Genomic DNA, 16,503 nt, shown 5'->3' on the forward strand with positions numbered 1-16,503 from the left:
CGCGCGCATGGGAACGACCCGCGGGATTCGCCCCCGAACGGAGGGCGCGGGCGCCGTCGGCGGCTCCGCTAGGATCCAGCAGCACGCGGGCGTTCGCCCGGGAACGCGAGGCGGACGGAGGACGGATGGGCCCGACGCTCGCGGTGGGCGCGCTGGCCGCGTTCGCGCGGTCGCGCTGGGGCGTGCGCCTGCAGAGCCGCCGCGGTCTCGAGCGCCGGCGGCGGCGAGCCATCCGTCGCCTGCTGGTCGAGCGGATGCCGCGAGCCGGCCACTACGCGCACCCCTTCGACCGACTGGCGGACGTGCCGGTCGTCGACAAGGCGGCCGTGCTGGCCGACTTCGCGGGCTTCAACGTGCTCGGCATCGACCTCGACACCGCGCTCACGGCCGCGCACGCGGCGGAACACAGCCGCGACTTCTCCGGCCTGCTGCCGGGCGGCATCACCGTCGGCCTGTCGAGCGGCACGTCTGGGCGACCGGGCGTGTTCCTCGTCGACGAGGCCGAGCGCCTGCGCTGGGCCGGCACGGTGCTCGGGCGCCTGCTCGACCGGCGCAGCCTGGTGCAGCTCGTGCAGCCGTGGCGTCCGCCGCTGCGCATCGCGTTCTGCCTGCGCGCGAACAGCACGCTGTACGAGTCGGTCGGCAGCCGACGGCTGGACTTCCGGTTCGTCGACCTCGTCGCGCCGTTCGACGAGGTGCTCGCGGGCGTCGCGACGGCCCGCCCCGACGTGCTCGTGGCCCCGTCGAGCGTGCTCGATGCCCTGGCCCGCGCGGCCGCCCGCGGCGAGCTCGCGATCGCGCCCCGACTCGTGGTCGCGGTGGCCGAGGTGCTCGACCCCGCCACCGCCGTGCGCGTCGAGGGCGCGTGGGGCGTGCGCCCGCGCCGCGTCTACCAGGCGACGGAGGGCCTGCTCGGGCTCGACTGCGCGCGGGGGCGCCTGCACCTCAATGAGTCGGTCGTCGTCTTCGAGCCCGAGTCGCTCGACGCCGAGCACCGCCGGTTCACCCCGATCGTCACCGACCTCGAGCGCCGCACGCAGCTGGTCGTGCGGTACCGGCTCGACGACGTGCTCCGAGCAGCGGCGGATGATGCGCGCTGCCCATGCGGCGACCCGTCGCGCGTGATCGAGGCCGTCGAGGGCCGTGCCGACGAGGTCGTCGAGGCGGTCGGCGCCGACGGCGGAGTCGTCCGCATCTTCCCTGACACCGTGCGGCGCGCGATGGCGCTCGCGGATGTCACCGACTGGGCGATCCGCTGGTCGTCGGGCGGCCGGCTCGACATCGCGTTGGCCCGTGCGACGGATGCGCGCGAGGTCGCTGCCGCGGAGGCCGCGGTGCGGCGGAGCCTCGGCGAGCTGTTCGACGCCGTCGGGGCGCGACATCCGGAACTGCGGTTCGAGGCGTGGACGCCGCCGCGACCGGGCGACAAGGTCGTGCGCATCCGGCGTGCGGAGGCGCCTGCGCCGCCCGTGGCGGCGGCGCCCGCGGCGGCGGCCCCGACGGAGGAGGTGGCGCGTGGCTGAGCGGACGCGCGTGCTCGTGACCGGCGCCACGGGCTTCGTCGGCGGCGCGCTCCTGCGCGCCCTGCGCGAGCGCGACGACATCGACGTGCGCGGCATCGGCCGGCGCCGCGTCGATGATCCGGATGTCGCGAGCCTCGACCTGTCGCGCTCCGTGGAGTTGCCCTTCGGCGCCGCGTTCCGGCCCGACGTGATCGTGCACGCCGCCGCACGTGCGAGCCAGTGGGGCACGCGCGCGCAGTTCCGTACGCAGAACGTCGACGCGACGGCGAACGTCCTCGAGCTCGCGCGGCGGTCGGGCACGTCGCGCGTCGTGTACGTGTCGTCCACCTCCGTGTTCTACCGGCGCGCCGACCAGTTCGGCCTCACCGAGTCGAGCCCGATCGGGCCGGACTTCCTGAACGATTACGCGCGGACCAAGCACGAGGGCGAACAGCTGGTTCGGCGGCATCCCGGCGACTGGGTGATCGCCCGCCCGCGCGCGGTGTTCGGACCCGGTGACACGACCCTGCTGCCCCGCATCCTCGAGGCGGCCGCGCGTGGGCGGCTGCCGTTCCTCGGCGATCCCGCCCATCCCGCGGTCGGCGACCTCGTCTACATCGACACGCTCGTCGACCAGCTCGTCGCCGCGACGCTCGCGCCCGGACTGGCGGGCACCGAGGTGAACCTCACGAACGGCGAACCCGTCCCGATCATGCCCACGATCGCCCGCATCCTCGGGGAGCTCGGGCTCCCTGTGCCCCGCCGCACCATCGGACGCACCAGTGCGCTCGGGCTCGCCGCCGCCGCCGAGACGGCCTGGCGACTCGGCCGGCTGCCGGGCGAGCCACCGCTCACGCAGTACGCCGTGTGGCTGCTCGCGTCGTCCAAGACATTCGACGTCTCGCTCGCCCGCCGGCTGTTCGGCCCGCCGGCGATCGGCATGGAGGAGGCCATCGAGCGGACGATCGCGGCCGCCCGGCAGGGCCGCGCGGAGCCCGTGCGATGAGGGCGGCCGACCGGGTCGCGATCGGCGCCGCGATCGCCTACGTCGGCGTGCTGGGTGCGAAGGCGGCGCTCGCCGGCGTCGCCGTCGCCCGGCGCCGGGCACGCGTGCGCCGGGCGACCGCCGACCCGGTCGCGCCGGGCGAGCTCACGGTCGTGCAGCCGATCCTGTCGGGCGATCCGCAGCTCGAGCAGGCCCTCGTCGCGACGCTCGAGGCGTGCCCCGACGCGCGCGTGCTGTGGCTGGTCGACCAGCGGGACCCCGAGGGGTGGCGCATCGCCGAGGCGGCCCGGGCGCGCCATCCGCTCGCCCGGGTCGAGATCGTGGACTGCCCGCCGTGCCCGCCGGGCACCGGGCCGAAGGCGTTCAAGCTCGCGCTCGCCGAGGGCCTGCTGACCACCGAGGCGTTCGCGGTCATCGACGACGACACGCGCGTGACGCCGGCCGGGATCACGGCGTTGCTCGACGGACTCCAGATCGCGGATGTCAGCACCGGCCTGCCGACGTACGAACCGGGTCCGGGCGAATGGTCGCGTCTCGTCGCCGAGTTCGTGAACGACCAGGCGATCCTGACCTACCTGCCCACGTCGGCGTCGGGGTCGGCGCGTGCGATCAACGGCATGACGTGGGCGATGCGCCGGAGCACACTGCAGCGACTCGGCGGGTTCGGGCCGCTGCAGCGGCTGATCGCCGACGACCTGGCCATCGCGGGACGCGTGCGCGCGGCGGGCGGCCGCATCGACCAGACCGAGGTGCCCCAGGTGGTGTCGACGACAGTGTCCGACGGTCGCTCCTATCGCCATCTGATGCATCGGTGGATGGTGTTCGCACGCCTGGGGCTGCGGGCCGAGCCGAGCGGATGGCGCGTGGGCCTGGCCGCGGCGTACGCCCTGCCGCCCGTGCTGCTCGCGACGGCCGTCGGGCTCGCGGTCGCCCGTCCGTCGGGCCCGCGCGTGGCGGCCGCGCTCGTCGCAGTCGCGAGCCGGTCGGCCGTCATCGCGGCGGCGCAGCGAGCCGTGACCGGTCGGGTACGCCACGATCCCGCGCGGTCGATCGCCGCCGAACTCCTGCTGCCGGTGCAGTTCGCGGGCGCCCTGGTCGATCGGCGCATCGTCTGGCGATCGGGCCGGTACCGGGTCCACGCGAACGACCGGTTCGAGGCGGTCGCGGCGTGAGGCTGCGCGTGTGCTTCCTCACCGGCCGCAGCGACCGGTCGAACACGGCGCTGTCGCCCGAACAGCGCGCATTCCTCGACGCGCTGCCCGTCGGCATCGACGAGCGCCTGGACGTGAACTTCCCGTATGCGCCGGCGAGCGGCCCGTGGCGCCCGACGCCGCTGCCGCTCGCGAGCGTCCGGAACGCGCGCGACTACCTCGCGGCGCGCCATCCGAGGTTCGCGCTCGACCACGCCGACGCCGTGCGCGACGTCCTGACCGCGGCCGACCGCACGCTCGTGCTCGCCGGCAGTTGCGGGCTCGAGCTGCTGGCCGGGCTGCGCCTCGAGGCCGCCGCCGCGCGCAGCGTGCACGTGCTCGCCTACGGGCCGGTCGCCAGGTCGCGCCCGCTCGGCCTGCGCCTCGAGACCGTCGTCGGCCGCCGCGACGCGCTCGCCCGGCGCTGGGCGCGGCAGGCCGACCACGTGATCGACGCCGGGCACCTCGACTACCTCGCGTCGCCCGAGTTCCGGTCGATCGCGGTGCGCGCGATCGAGCGCGTGCGGTCGCCCTCGCGCTCGCTTCACCCGGGAGCCGTCGCATGAGCGGACACGTCGAGCTCATCGCCCCGCCGTTCGCGGGGCACCTCCATCCGATCCTCGGCATCGGCGTGGAACTCGCCGCGCGCAGCATCCCCGTCCGGGTGACGAGCACGGCGGCCGCGCGCCCCCGCATCGAGGCGGCCGGCCTGACCGCCCGCGTGCTCGAATCCGCGGATGATGCGACCATGACGGCGATCGCCGATCCCGTCGAGCGTATCGGCCGCCGCCCCGTGCGCCTGCACCGGCAGTTCCGCGCGACCCTCGCCGTGCTCGCGGCCATCCGGGACGAGCTCGACGACGGATGGCGCCCCGACCCGCCCGCGATCGTCGTCGCCGACTTCACGCTCCCCGTCGCCGGTCCCGGCGCGGCGCGGCACGGCATCCGCTGGTTCACCGCCATGCCCTCGCCCGCCGCCATCGGCTCGACCGACGGCACGCCCGCGTACTGCGGCGGCCTGCTGCCACCGCGCGGCCCCGCCGGCCGCGTCCGGGACGCCGCCGCGCGCGCGGCAGTGCGCACCTTCAAGCGCAGCGTGTTCGCGCTCAACGCGCGACCGCTGCGCGAGCTCGGCTTCACGGGTGCGTTCAGGGCGGATGGCACCGAGCAGGCGTACTCGCCCGACACCCTGCTCGCGCTCGGCCTCGCCGAGCTCGAGCTCGAGCGGTCGTGGCCCGCCGCCGTGCGGTTCGTGGGGCCGGTGCGGTACTCGCCGCCGGGGCGGCCCGGGGCCTGGGGTGCGCGTGCGGCTGCGGCTCCGACCGATGGGGGCGGCCCCGACGCGCCGCACCGCGTGCTCGTCGCGTTCGGCACGCACCTTGCACCCGAGAAGGCCCGCCTCGTCGAGGCGCTCGACCGCGTCGCCGCACTGCTGCCCGACGTCGCGTTCGACCTCTCGCTCGGGGGCACGGCGGGGAGCGACGCGCCGCGCCCCGATGCCGCGCCCGCCGACGCACGCGTCCGCGTGATCGACTACGCCGACTACGACCGCCTCGACCGATACGACGCGGTCGTGCACCACGGCGGTGCCGGCATCGCCCAGGCGGCGCTCGCCGCGGCACGGCCGGCGGTCGTCATCCCGGTCGACTACGACCAACCGGATGTCGCGGCGCGCCTGGTGCACCACGACCTCGCCGAACGGCTCGACGACCGGGTGCTGCGTGCCGGTGCGGCAGGCGCCGAGCGACTCGCCGCGGCCGTGCGACGCGCGCTCGCGCCATCCGCTGCTCGACGTGCCGCGCTCGAGCGATTCCGCGACGCTTGCGCGCGGAACGACGGCGCGGTCGGCGCCGCCGACGTGATCCAGCAGGCGCTGACCACCTCCCGGCCCGTGGGCGGCCGGACGACGGGAGCACGCGCATGACGCTCATGACCGAGGCGCCGCGACGGCCCGCAGACCCACGCTGGATCACCGCGGCGCGCATCGCCGGACTCGGCGTGTTCCTCCCCGACGACTGGCGCTCCACCGCCGAGACCGAGGCGCGCCTCGCGGCCGAGAACCCGGGCCTGCGCCTGCCGTCGGGGATCATCGGGCGATTGACCGGCGTCCGCGGCGTGCACGTGCGGCCGGACGGCTGGCAGACCTCCGACCTCGCGGTCGCCGCCGCGCGCCGCGCGCTCGAGCAGTCGCCGGGTCCGGTCGACCTGCTCGTGTTCGCCTCGGCGAGCCAGGACCTCATCGAGCCCGCCACCGCGCACATCGTCGCGGCGAAGCTCGGCGTCACGGCACCGGTCATGGACGTGAAGAACGCCTGCAACAGCCTGCTGCAGGGCATGCAGGTCGCCGAGGCGCTCATCGCGACCGGGCAGGCGCGACGCGCCCTCATCGTGAGCGGCGAGCAGCCCTCGCACGCGGTGCGCTGGCGCCTCGAGCGCGCCGAGCAGTTCATGCGGTCGTTCCCGGGCTACACGATGAGCGACGGCGGCGCCGCGGTGGTGCTCGAGGCGAGCGACGTACCGGGGGTCGGCCTCATCGGCAGCCGGTTCGCGGCCCACTCCGAGTACTGGTCGGTCGGCACGCTGCCCACGGGCGGCTCGGTGAACCCGCACGCGATCGGCGGCAGCTACTTCGACATGGACGGCCGTGCGCTCGAGCGCGCCTTCCGCACGGTCGGGCTCGGTATCTTCCACGACACGCTGGCGAGCCTCGGCGTGCGGCCCTACGAGCTCGACTTCGTGGCGGTGCACCAGGTCGCGCTGCCGATGCATCGCCGTATCGTCGACCTGCTCGGGATCGATCCCGCGGTGACCGAGGAGACGATCTCGTCGCACGGCAACCTCGCGAGCGTGTCGCTGCCGGTGCAGTTGCACCGCGCGGTCGCGCAGGGCCGCGTCCGCGAGGGCAGCCTCGTCGCGCTCGTCGGGCTGGCGGGCGGGATCAGTCTCGGGGTCACGGTACTGCAGTGGTGATCGCGGCGACGATGGCGGGCGGCACGGGCACGGCGGTCGCCGCCCGGTGGGAGGAGCGGGTGATGCGCGCGGCGCATCCGGTCGCGTATCCGCTGCTGTGCGCCATCCGCCGCCCGGTCGTGCGCGTGCCCGGCCTCGGCGTCGTGGTGACGGATGCCGCGCTGCTGCGATCGGTGCTCATGGATCCGGCGTCGTTCGCCAAGCAGGGTCCGGGGTCGCCGAGCGACCTGTGGACACCCGTGCTGGGCCCGCGCGTGCTGCTCAACATGGAGGGCGCGGAGCACGCCGAGCTGCGTCGGCGGCTCGCCCCGCTGTTCACGCCCGCGGCCGTGGGGGAGCTGGTCGAGCGCACGCTCGCCGCACCGTATGCGGAGCTGGGCACAGCGCTCGCCGCGGGCGAGACCGTGGAGCTCGTCGGCGCCGCGCGCCGGCACGCGAGCGCGGTGATCAGCACGCTCGTGGGCCTGCCGCCCGACGTGGTCGACGACCGCCTGTTCCGTCACATCGCGACCGTGACGGGCGCGGTTCGGCTGTCCCGACCCCGGATGACGCCGGCGCAAGTGCGGCACGCACGTTCGGTCATGGCGGAGCTCACGGTCCATGCCGCCGCGGCCTGGCGCGCAGGCGATCCCGCGACGGTGCCCGGCCGGATGCGCGAGCTCGGCCTCGTCGAAGAGGAGTCGCTCGGCGCGGTCGGCGCGTTCGTGCTCACCGGCACCGAGACCCTCGTGGCGTACCTCCCGCGGCTCGTGTGCCTCCTGCACGACAGCGGATGGCTCGGCCGGCTCGCCGCCGATCGCACGCTCGTCGACGCGGCGATCGCCGAGGGGTTGCGCGTCACCACCCCGTCGCCGGTCATGCTGCGGAGCACGGTGCGCGAGGCCGAGATCGGCGATGTCGCCGTGCGACCGGGGGACCGGGTCATCCTCGCCACCTTCCTCGCGAACCGCGTCGCGCCCGGCTTCGATCCGGTGGGCAACCCGGCTGCGAACCTACGACAGCTGTGGTTCGGCGCCGGCGCGCACTTCTGCCTCGGGGCGCCCCTCGCGATGGCGCAGGTCCGCGGGCTCGTCGGCGCCGTGCTCGACGCCGCCGCGACGCGCCCGCTCGCGGTGCGCTCGCGGCGCGTCGCGCGCGGCGTGCTCATCCCGGGGTACCGCAGCGTCCACCTCGGCCCGGCGGCCTGGGCCGGAGCGGACTCAGCGTCCCAGGCGGCGACGCGCTTCGCGGGCGACGGCGGCGTCGGCGTCCTCGGCGAGCGGCTCGAGCCGAATTGCGGGAATTGACCGGTTCCCCGCGAGCGCCAGCCGGACCGTCGCCGCCGGATCGTTGATCAATCGCTCGACGACGTCGGGACCGAGCCGCGAGGAACGTGCGACGAAGGCACGCAGTCGGTCGTCGTCGTCAGCGACGAGCCTCGCGCGAATGGCGTCGGGAAGCTCCGGCTCGGGCCGCGGGAGCGCCGCGAGGCGCGGGTCCGGCACCGCCCAGGAGCGATCGGCGGCGAGGACGACGTCCATGAGGTCGGGATCCAGATCGGCTCGGCGGAGCAGCGCCGTCGCGATCGTCCCGGTACCGACCACGTCGATCAGCCGCCGGCACCCTTCGATCGGAGTGGACGGGTTCACCGCGAGGGCGAAGGCGAGTCGTTCATCGCCTGGAGCGACGGTCTCCGTCCAGGCGTTGAGGAGCTCGGCGGGCGCGGCGCGATTGCGGGCCACGGCCAGTCGAACGTCGGGGTCGAGCGTGATCTCGGCGCTCGCCAGGGCTCCGGCGTTCGGTCCGGCAGCGGCGCACGTCACGACGGACGGGTCGCTGATCCAAGCGCCGAGCACACGCGGTGCGACGGGGTGATGACGAGCCAGGAACCATCGCGTGACGGCGTCGGCGTCGGCGGCCAGGTAGTCCGAGGCCGACGCAGGAGTCGCATCGTTCCCGGCCACGGTCCACCGGATCGGCGGCTCCGAATGGCGCGCGAGGCGCGCGAACACATCACTCGGTGTCGCGGGGTTCGATGCAACGGCCTGCGTGATCCACAGCTCGGCAGAGGATCGCGAATTCGCGAATCGGGCGAGAACCTGCGGAGGCGTCGCCGGATTGGTCAGGACGTTGCGCAGCGCAATGCCGTCGGGCGTGTCCTGATCGACGGTGCTCCGGAAGAAGCCCCACGATCCGCCGGCGACTTCCCGACCGATCGAGGCGAGGAGTTCGGGCTCGGCATCCGCACGGGATGCGACGGCTGCCCGGGCCCACCGGGAACCCGAGTCGGCGATCGAGCCGAGCGCCTCGGCTCGGGCGTCGATCGCGGCCTGCGCCGCGGCCCGTTCACTGCGTGGTGTCATGAGGGGCATGAGCACGGGCATGATGGCATGGCGCACGCCGTCGGCCGACAGGACGTGCCTGCGGATGAAGTCGCGCGCGATGTCGTGCCACACCCAGTCCATCACGGCCGGGATGTCGGGAACGCGCGCCTCTTCGATGAATCCGTGATCGGGATTCTGCCCGATGCCGTAGCCGCCATGCGGGCTGGGGTAGTACGTCCACGTCCCCGACGATCCGCTGCCCTCGGCCGCGACCGAGGCGACCGGACGGCGCTCGGTCCTGGGCAGCAGCGAGATCAGGCGGTGCAGGAGCAGGCGTCGACGCTCGAGTTCCTCGGGTTGCACGGCCTCACGCTAGCCGACCGCCGTGAGCCGAGCGGGCGCCGGGCCGGGGCGGCTGTCGGATGGCGCGCCTAGACTTGAGAGGACATGACGCTGATCCTCGACCCCGACGACCCCACCGGCTGGCGCGAGGCGCCCGTCGCGGCCTCCGATGCGCGTGAAGGCGGGCCGCAGGGCGCCGCCGGCCACGCGGCATCCGATCGCCTGACGGCCGGGCTCAACCCGCAGCAGCGCGAGGCGGTCGAGTACCGCGGCCAGGCGCTGCTCATCGTCGCGGGCGCGGGGTCGGGCAAGACCCGCGTGCTCACGCACCGCATCGCGAGCCTGATCGACGGGCGCGAGGCGTGGCCGAGCCAGATCCTGGCCATCACGTTCACGAACAAGGCCGCGGCCGAGATGCGCGAGCGCGTCGAGGCTCTGCTCGGCGAGGCGGCGGGCGGCATGTGGATCTCGACGTTCCACTCGGCATGCGTGCGCATCCTGCGGCGCGAGGCGGCGGCGATGGGCCTGTCGACCACGTTCACGATCTACGACTCGGCCGACCAGCGCACCATCCTCAAGCGCATCATCAAGGAGCTCGACGCCGACACCCTCGGCTTCACGCCCGCGAGCGCGCAGGCGAAGATCTCGAATCTCAAGAACGAGCTCAGCGACGTCGAGACCTACGCGCGGAACGTCAACATGAACGACCCGAACGACGTGATGTTCCTCGAGATCTTCCGCCAGTACACGCGGCGGCTGCGCGACGCGAGCGCGCTCGACTTCGACGACCTCATCAGCGAGACGGTCTACCTGTTCCGGGCGTTCCCGAAGGTCGCCGCGCTCTACCAGCGGCGGTTCCGGCACATCCTCGTCGACGAGTACCAGGACACCAACCACGCGCAGTACGCACTCATCCGCGAGCTCACCCGCCCCGTCGAACCCGACGTCGTGGCCGAGCTCGATGAGCACGGCGTGCTGGTCCGGGGCATGACGGATGCCTCGGGCGCGATCCCCGGCGCGGCGCTCACCGTCGTCGGCGACTCCGACCAGTCCATCTACGCGTTCCGCGGCGCCGACATCCGCAACATCGTGGAGTTCGAGCGCGACTTCGCGGGCGCGAAGGTCGTGCTGCTCGAGCAGAACTACCGGTCGACGCAGAACATCCTGAGCGCCGCCAACGCGGTCATCTCGAACAACTTCGACCGAAAAGACAAGAAGCTCTGGACGGCCGACGGCGACGGCGACAAGATCACCGGCTACACGGGGTACTCCGCACACGACGAGGCGCAGTTCGTCGCCGACGAGGTCGAGGCGCTGCACCGCGCGGGCGTCGCCTACCGCGACATCGCGGTGTTCTACCGCACCAACGCGCAGACCCGTGCGCTCGAGGAGATCTTCGTGCGCTCCGCGCTGCCGTACCGCGTGGTCGGCGGCACGAAGTTCTACGAGCGCGCCGAGATCAAGGATGCGATGGCGTACCTCATCGCCGTCGCGAACCCGCTCGACGAACTCGCCATCCGCCGCATCCTGAACACGCCGAAGCGGGGCATCGGTCCCGCGACCGAGACCTCGATCGCGAGCTTCGCCGAGCAGAACGACCTGTCGTTCCGGCAGGCGATGCGCGCCGCCGACGGGCTGGGGCTCGGCCCGAAGGTCACGAGGGCGATCCTCGACCTCGCGAACCTGCTCGACGAGGCCGCCGCGATGCTCGTGCCGTCGCAGAAGGGCATCGACGAGGGCACGAACGAGGGTGCCGCGAAGGTCTCCGACGTGCTCGCGCACCTGCTCGACCGGTCGGGGCTCGTCGAGACGCTCCGCAACAGCCGCGACCCGCAAGACGAGACTCGCGCAGAGAACGTCGAGGAACTGCTCGCGCAGACCAAGGACTTCGACCGCGAGAACCCGGGCTCCGGGCTCGTCGACTTCCTCACGCAGGTGTCGCTCGTGGCCGCGGCCGACGAGCTCGACGACGCGTCGGGCACCGTCTCGCTCATGACGCTCCACACGGCCAAGGGACTCGAGTACCACGCCGTGTTCCTCACCGGCATCGAGGAGGGCCTGCTGCCGCACCAGATGTCGGCGATCGAGCCGGGCGGGCCGGCCGAGGAACGGCGCCTGTTCTACGTCGGCATCACGCGGGCCCGCAAGCGGCTCTACCTCTCGCTCGCGATGAGCCGTGCGCAGTTCGGCGAGGTGTCGGTCGCGATGCCGAGCCGGTACCTGCAGGAGATCCCCGACGAGCTCATCGACTGGAAGCAGTCGCCCGGCATGGCCACCAGCCGCGGCGGAACCCAGCCTCGTGCGCTCAACGCGCGCCGCGGCGGCTACGGCAGCGGCGGCTCGGGCGGCGGCGCCTGGGGGCTGCGCGACCGCGACCTCGAGCGGTTCAGCGTCACGAAGTCGGCGGCGCCGAAGGCCGAGTGGGCGAACCGCGTCACCGGCACGGTGCGCGACAACGGCGACCTGACCCTCGAGGCGGGCGACCGCATCCGGCACACCGACTTCGGCGAGGGCACCGTCCGGCAGGTGACCGGCGAGGGCAGCAAGCGCATCGCGCACGTCGCGTTCGACACCGCCGGGCAGAAGAAGCTGCTCATCAAGATCGCACCGATCGAGAAGCTGTGACCTGGCCCATCCGGTCGCAGCGGACTGTCTACGAGAATCCGTGGATCCGAGTGACCGAAGATGCGGTCGTCCGCCCCGACGGCAGCGACGGAATCTACGGCGTCGTCGAACTGCGCAACGTCGCGGTGTTCGTCGTGGCGGTCACCGACGACGACGAAATCGTGCTCGTCACGCTCGACCGGCACACCGTCGGCGAGTCGATCGAGCTGCCCGCGGGCGGCACCGACGGCGACGACCCGCTCGTCGCCGCGCAGCGCGAACTGCTCGAAGAGACCGGGCTCGAGGCGACGCACTGGCGCGAGGTCGGCCGCATGGACGCGCTGAACGGCATCTGCCGCGCGAGCGAGGTCGTCTTCGTCGCCACCGGGCTGCGCCCGTCGCCGCACGCCGGGCACGACGCCGCCGAGGAGGGCATCCGCCACGTCCGCACGGTGCCGTGGGCCGAGGTCATGCGGATGCTGCGAGGTGGCGAGATCCGCGACGGCGAGACGGTCGCCGCGCTCATGTTCGCCTCGCTCGAACTCGGCCGCATCGGCTGAGCCGCGAACGCCTGCCGGGCCGCGCGCTCAGCCCGCCTCGGTCGCGGGCGCCGCAAGGGCGGGCGGCAGCGAGAGCCGCGCGATGAGGGCCATCGCGTCGTAGGGGGCGCGCGCCTTGATGTCGTTGTCGAAATAGAGGTACGCGTCGCGTCCTGCGTCGAGGTGGGAGCGAGTCCACGCCGCCCACCGATCGAGCGACTCGGCGTCGTACCCCGACGCGTAGAGCTCCTCCTCGCCGTGCAGCCGCGCATACGCGAAGTCCGCCGTGGTGCGGTCCAGGCGCGGGTACCGACCCGCGGTGTCCGCCGTGACGCTCGCGATGCCGTGCCGCTCGAGCACTGCGGTCCACTCGTCGGCCGCGTCCTCGAACGACGGATGGCGCACCTCGACCGCGTGCCGGAGGCCGGCGTCGTCACCCACCGCGAAGGAGGCGCGTCCCTCCATCCGCTCGTCATGGCGTGCCGCGAGGGCCGCGGCATCCGCCCTCGATCGCGGAAGCCGGCCGAGGAACGCGTCGAGCAGCCCGGCGTCGAACGCGAGCGTCGGCGGCAGCTGCCACAGGACCGGGCCCAGCTTCGCGCCCAGGTCGAGCACGCCCGACGCGAAGAAGTTCGCCAGCGGCGCGTCGATGTCGCGGAGGCGCTTGATGTGCGTCACGAAGCGCGGCCCCTTGACCGCGTACACGAATCCGTCGGGCGTCCCGTCGCGCCACCGTTGCCAGTTGGCCGGGCGCTGCAGCGAGTAGAACGAGCCGTTGACCTCGATCGAGGTCATGCGTGCAGCGGCATACGCCAGTTCGTCGGCCTGCCGGAGCCCCTTCGGGTAGAACACGCCGCGCCAGCCCTTGTAACGCCAGCCCGAGATGCCGACCCGTGCCTCTGACATGAGACGCGCTCGCTAGATCGCCCCGCCGAGCAGCGCGCCGATGATCCACGTGACGACGAGGGCGAGCGCGCCGCCGACGACGACCCGCGTGACCGCGCGCACGCGGGGCGCGCCGCCGATCCACGCGGAGAGCCAGCCGGTGATCGCGAGCGCGACGATGACGGCGATGAACGTGGTGACGATGCGCCATTCGGGCGGCGGCAGCAGGATCGCGATCATCGGCAGGACCGCGCCGATCAGGAACGCCGCCGCCGAGGCCCATGCGGCATGCCACGGGTTGACCACGTCCTCCTGCGAGATGTGCAGCTCGGCCTCGAGGTGCGCGGCGAGGGCGTCATGCGCGGTGAGCTCCTCGGCGACACGCTCGGCCGTCTCGGGCGAGAGGCCCTTGCCGCGGTAGATCTCGACGAGCTCGTCGAGTTCCTGCTCCGGCATCGTCTCGAGCTCGGCTTTCTCCTTCGCGATGAGCGCGTGCTCGGTGTCGCGCTGGCTCGACACCGACACGTACTCGCCGAGGCCCATCGAGATCGCGCCGGCCGCGACCGAGGCGGCGCCCGCGATCAGGATGGCTCCGACATCCGTCGTCGCCGCGGCGACACCGACCACCAGCGCGGCGACCGACACGATGCCGTCGTTCGCACCGAGCACGCCGGCGCGCAGCCAGTTGAGCTTCTCGTGCACCTTGCCGTCGTGCGGGTCGACGCGGTGGACCGGCTCGGCCGTGGCATCCGTGGCATCCGTCATGCGGGCAGTCTTCCACTCGGCCCGGGGCCTCGCCAGCATGGTGAGGCTCACCTGCGCGGCGCCCGCACGGCCCGCACGCCGCCGTCGCGCCGCCTGTCACGGGCTGCCGCCGGTTCGAGGGCACGTCGACGGCGGGGTACCATGGTCGCGGTTCGACTTATCTCGATATCGAGGTATCTTGACGTCGAGACTCTCACAGCCGGGCCTCCCATCCCACCCATCCCTGCGCGCGGGCGCGCGGAACGATTGGAAGCAGAGCGTGGATCTTTACGAGTACCAGGCGAGAGACCTCTTCGAGAAGTACGGAGTGCCGGTGCTCCCGGGCATCGTCGCCGACACCCCCGAGGCGGTGCGCGCCGCGGCCGAGCAGCTCGGCGGCGTCGTCGTGGTGAAGGCCCAGGTCAAGACGGGTGGCCGCGGCAAGGCCGGCGGCGTCAAGGTCGCGAAGACCCCCGACGAGGCCGAGGCGGCCGCTCGCGACATCCTGGGCCTCGACATCAAGGGCCACGTCGTGAAGCGCGTCATGGTCGCCGGCGGCGCCCGCATCGCGCAGGAGTTCTACTTCTCGGTGCTGCTCGACCGTGCCAACCGCTCGTACCTCACGCTCACGAGCGTCGAGGGCGGAATGGAGATCGAGCAGCTCGCGGTCGAGAAGCCCGAGGCGCTCGCCCGCATCGACGTCGACCCCGGCACCGGCATCACGCCCGAGAAGGCCCGCGAGATCGCACAGGCCGCGAACTTCCCGGCCGAGCTCGTCGACAAGGTCGCCGACGTCTTCGTGAAGCTCTACGACGTGTACACCTCGGAAGACGCCACGCTCGTCGAGGTCAACCCGCTCATCCTGTCGGAGGACGGCGAGATCATCGCCCTCGACGGCAAGGTCACGCTCGACGAGAACGCCGAGTTCCGCCACGCCGGCCACGCGCTGCTCGAGGACACGTCGGCGACCGACCCGCTCGAGGCGCAGGCCAAGGAGCTCGACCTCAATTACGTCAAGCTCGACGGCGAGGTCGGCATCATCGGCAACGGCGCGGGCCTCGTGATGTCGACGCTCGATGTCGTCGCCTACGCCGGCGAGAACCACGGCGGCGTGAAGCCGGCGAACTTCCTCGACATCGGCGGCGGCGCATCGGCCGAGGTCATGGCCAACGGCCTCTCGATCATCCTCGGCGACCCGCAGGTCAAGTCGGTGTTCGTGAACGTCTTCGGCGGCATCACGGCGTGCGACCAGGTCGCGAAGGGCATCGTCGGCGCGCTGGCCGAGCTCGGTCACACCGCGAACAAGCCGCTTGTCGTGCGCCTCGACGGCAACAACGTGGCGGAGGGCCGTCGCATCCTCGAGGAGGCGGCGCACCCGCTCGTCACCCTCGCCGAGAACATGGACCAGGGCGCCGACAAGGCCGCCGAGCTGGCGAACGCCGCGTAGAGAAGGATTCGAGAGCAATGACGATCTTCCTGAACAAGGACAACAAGGTCATCGTCCAGGGCATCACCGGCGGCGAGGGCTCGAAGCACACCGCGCGCATGCTCGCCGCGGGCACCCAGGTGGTCGGCGGCGTGAACGCGCGCAAGGCCGGCACGACCGTGCTGCACAAGGACAAGGATGGCAACGCCGTCGAGCTGCCCGTCTTCGCCTCGGTGACGGAGGCCATCGAGGCGACCGGCGCGGATGTCTCGATCGCCTTCGTGCCGCCGGCGTACACGAAGGACGCCGTGATCGAGGCGATCGACGCGGAGATCCCGCTCCTCGTCATCATCACCGAGGGCGTGCCCGTGCAGGACTCGGCCGAGTTCTGGGCCTACGCCAAGGAGCAGGGCGAGAAGACCCGCATCATCGGGCCGAACTGCCCGGGCATCATCAGCCCCGGTGAGTCGCTCGTGGGCATCACCCCGGCGAACATCACGGGCAAGGGCCCGATCGGCCTGGTCTCGAAGTCGGGCACGCTGACGTACCAGATGATGTACGAGCTGCGCGACCTCGGCTTCTCGACCGCGATCGGCATCGGCGGCGACCCCATCATCGGCACCACGCACATCGACGCCCTCGAGGCGTTCGAGGCCGACCCCGAGACCAAGGCGATCGTCATGATCGGCGAGATCGGCGGTGACGCCGAGGAGCGCGCGGCCGACTTCATCAAGGCGAACGTGACGAAGCCGGTCGTCGGCTACGTCGCCGGTTTCACGGCGCCCGAGGGCAAGACGATGGGCCATGCCGGCGCCATCGTCTCGGGCTCGGCGGGCACCGCGCAGGCGAAGAAGGAGGCCCTCGAGGCCGCCGGCGTCAAGGTCGGCAAGACGCCGTCCGAGACGGCTCGCCTGCTGCGCGAGGTGTACGAGGGGCTGGGCGCGTAGCGTTCCACGAACCCGCAGGGAAGGGCCCCGTCCGGCGATCGCCGG

Annotated in this window: 14 protein-coding genes; 11 read left to right on the forward strand and 3 right to left on the reverse strand. The window is 72.9% G+C overall.

Annotated elements, in window-relative coordinates; all coding sequences use genetic code 11:
- Window positions 1–125: 125 nt before the first annotated feature.
- The 7 genes from ACFQ58_RS06185 to ACFQ58_RS06215 are packed head-to-tail and all read left to right on the forward strand — an operon-like array spanning window position 126 to window position 7,954.
- The gene (locus ACFQ58_RS06185; protein WP_376950154.1) at window positions 126–1,523 is read left to right on the forward strand and encodes a F390 synthetase-related protein; all 1,398 of its coding nucleotides are present in this window, start codon (window positions 126–128) and stop codon (window positions 1,521–1,523) included.
- The gene (locus tag ACFQ58_RS06190) at window positions 1,516–2,508 is read left to right on the forward strand and encodes an NAD-dependent epimerase/dehydratase family protein (RefSeq protein WP_376950155.1); all 993 of its coding nucleotides are present in this window, start codon (window positions 1,516–1,518) and stop codon (window positions 2,506–2,508) included. The genes ACFQ58_RS06185 and ACFQ58_RS06190 overlap by 8 nt, the downstream gene beginning before the upstream one ends.
- Window positions 2,505–3,680 (forward strand): glycosyltransferase, encoded by a 1,176-nt coding sequence (locus ACFQ58_RS06195; RefSeq protein WP_376950156.1) that lies wholly within the window; start codon window positions 2,505–2,507, stop codon window positions 3,678–3,680. Before ACFQ58_RS06190 ends, ACFQ58_RS06195 begins: the two co-directional genes overlap by 4 nt.
- Window positions 3,677–4,264, forward strand: a complete 588-nt coding sequence (locus ACFQ58_RS06200; protein WP_376950157.1) for a hypothetical protein — start codon at window positions 3,677–3,679, stop codon at window positions 4,262–4,264. The genes ACFQ58_RS06195 and ACFQ58_RS06200 overlap by 4 nt, the downstream gene beginning before the upstream one ends.
- Window positions 4,261–5,622: a hypothetical protein gene (locus tag ACFQ58_RS06205; RefSeq protein WP_376950158.1), complete on the forward strand. Its 1,362-nt coding sequence runs from the start codon at window positions 4,261–4,263 to the stop codon at window positions 5,620–5,622. Before ACFQ58_RS06200 ends, ACFQ58_RS06205 begins: the two co-directional genes overlap by 4 nt.
- A complete protein-coding gene (locus ACFQ58_RS06210) occupies window positions 5,619–6,668 on the forward strand; it encodes a 3-oxoacyl-ACP synthase III family protein (RefSeq protein WP_376950159.1) in 1,050 nt (349 codons plus the stop codon). The genes ACFQ58_RS06205 and ACFQ58_RS06210 overlap by 4 nt, the downstream gene beginning before the upstream one ends.
- Window positions 6,662–7,954, forward strand: a complete 1,293-nt coding sequence (locus ACFQ58_RS06215; protein ID WP_376950160.1) for a cytochrome P450 — start codon at window positions 6,662–6,664, stop codon at window positions 7,952–7,954. Before ACFQ58_RS06210 ends, ACFQ58_RS06215 begins: the two co-directional genes overlap by 7 nt.
- Here the strand turns inward: ACFQ58_RS06215 and ACFQ58_RS06220 are convergent.
- Window positions 7,868–9,334 carry a hypothetical protein gene (locus tag ACFQ58_RS06220; RefSeq protein ID WP_376950161.1) on the reverse strand — a complete coding sequence of 489 codons (1,467 nt, stop codon included), beginning with the start codon at window positions 9,332–9,334 and terminating at the stop codon, window positions 7,868–7,870. The two genes, ACFQ58_RS06215 and ACFQ58_RS06220, sit on opposite strands and share 87 nt — an antisense overlap.
- Window positions 9,335–9,418: 84 nt before the next feature.
- Here ACFQ58_RS06220 and ACFQ58_RS06225 point away from each other — a divergent pair, with 84 nt between their 5' ends.
- Together ACFQ58_RS06225 and ACFQ58_RS06230 are read left to right on the forward strand one after the other, a co-directional pair.
- Window positions 9,419–11,938: an ATP-dependent helicase gene (locus tag ACFQ58_RS06225; RefSeq protein ID WP_376950162.1), complete on the forward strand. Its 2,520-nt coding sequence runs from the start codon at window positions 9,419–9,421 to the stop codon at window positions 11,936–11,938.
- The gene (locus ACFQ58_RS06230) at window positions 11,935–12,477 is read left to right on the forward strand and encodes an NUDIX domain-containing protein (protein WP_376950163.1); all 543 of its coding nucleotides are present in this window, start codon (window positions 11,935–11,937) and stop codon (window positions 12,475–12,477) included. The genes ACFQ58_RS06225 and ACFQ58_RS06230 overlap by 4 nt, the downstream gene beginning before the upstream one ends.
- Before the next feature lie 27 nt (window positions 12,478–12,504).
- On the opposite strand, the gene ACFQ58_RS06235 is transcribed toward ACFQ58_RS06230, so the two are convergent.
- Together ACFQ58_RS06235 and ACFQ58_RS06240 are read right to left on the reverse strand one after the other, a co-directional pair.
- Window positions 12,505–13,362, reverse strand: a complete 858-nt coding sequence (locus ACFQ58_RS06235) for a DUF72 domain-containing protein (RefSeq protein ID WP_376950164.1) — start codon at window positions 13,360–13,362, stop codon at window positions 12,505–12,507.
- A 12-nt stretch (window positions 13,363–13,374) separates the two neighbouring features.
- Window positions 13,375–14,106 (reverse strand): VIT family protein, encoded by a 732-nt coding sequence (locus tag ACFQ58_RS06240; RefSeq protein WP_376950165.1) that lies wholly within the window; start codon window positions 14,104–14,106, stop codon window positions 13,375–13,377.
- 259 nt (window positions 14,107–14,365) lie between these two features.
- Between ACFQ58_RS06240 and sucC the strand changes: the two genes are divergently transcribed.
- On the forward strand, window positions 14,366–15,532 hold the full coding sequence (gene sucC, locus ACFQ58_RS06245; RefSeq protein ID WP_376950166.1) for an ADP-forming succinate--CoA ligase subunit beta: 1,167 nt from the start codon (window positions 14,366–14,368) through the stop codon (window positions 15,530–15,532).
- A gap of 17 nt (window positions 15,533–15,549) precedes the next feature.
- Complete coding sequence (gene sucD, locus ACFQ58_RS06250; RefSeq protein WP_376950167.1) at window positions 15,550–16,458, forward strand: succinate--CoA ligase subunit alpha; 909 nt, start codon at window positions 15,550–15,552, stop codon at window positions 16,456–16,458.
- Window positions 16,459–16,503: the final 45 nt, after the last annotated feature.

Origin of the sequence: Agromyces sp. NPDC056523 (assembly GCF_042794545.1) — a bacterium.
Classification (GTDB): Bacteria; Actinomycetota; Actinomycetes; order Actinomycetales; family Microbacteriaceae; genus Agromyces.

What these genes read in the sequence shown, in the direction of transcription:
- ACFQ58_RS06185 (WP_376950154.1), top strand. Translation starts at nt 126, where the DNA reads ATGGGCCCGACGCTCGCGGTGGGCGCGCTGGCCGCGTTCGCGCGGTCG.
- ACFQ58_RS06195 (WP_376950156.1), top strand. Translation starts at nt 2,505, where the DNA reads ATGAGGGCGGCCGACCGGGTCGCGATCGGCGCCGCGATCGCCTACGTC.
- ACFQ58_RS06205 (WP_376950158.1), top strand. Translation starts at nt 4,261, where the DNA reads ATGAGCGGACACGTCGAGCTCATCGCCCCGCCGTTCGCGGGGCACCTC.
- ACFQ58_RS06210 (WP_376950159.1), top strand. Translation starts at nt 5,619, where the DNA reads ATGACGCTCATGACCGAGGCGCCGCGACGGCCCGCAGACCCACGCTGG.
- ACFQ58_RS06225 (WP_376950162.1), top strand. Translation starts at nt 9,419, where the DNA reads ATGACGCTGATCCTCGACCCCGACGACCCCACCGGCTGGCGCGAGGCG.
- ACFQ58_RS06235 (WP_376950164.1), bottom strand. Translation starts at nt 13,362, where the DNA reads ATGTCAGAGGCACGGGTCGGCATCTCGGGCTGGCGTTACAAGGGCTGG.
- ACFQ58_RS06240 (WP_376950165.1), bottom strand. Translation starts at nt 14,106, where the DNA reads ATGACGGATGCCACGGATGCCACGGCCGAGCCGGTCCACCGCGTCGAC.
- sucD (WP_376950167.1), top strand. Translation starts at nt 15,550, where the DNA reads ATGACGATCTTCCTGAACAAGGACAACAAGGTCATCGTCCAGGGCATC.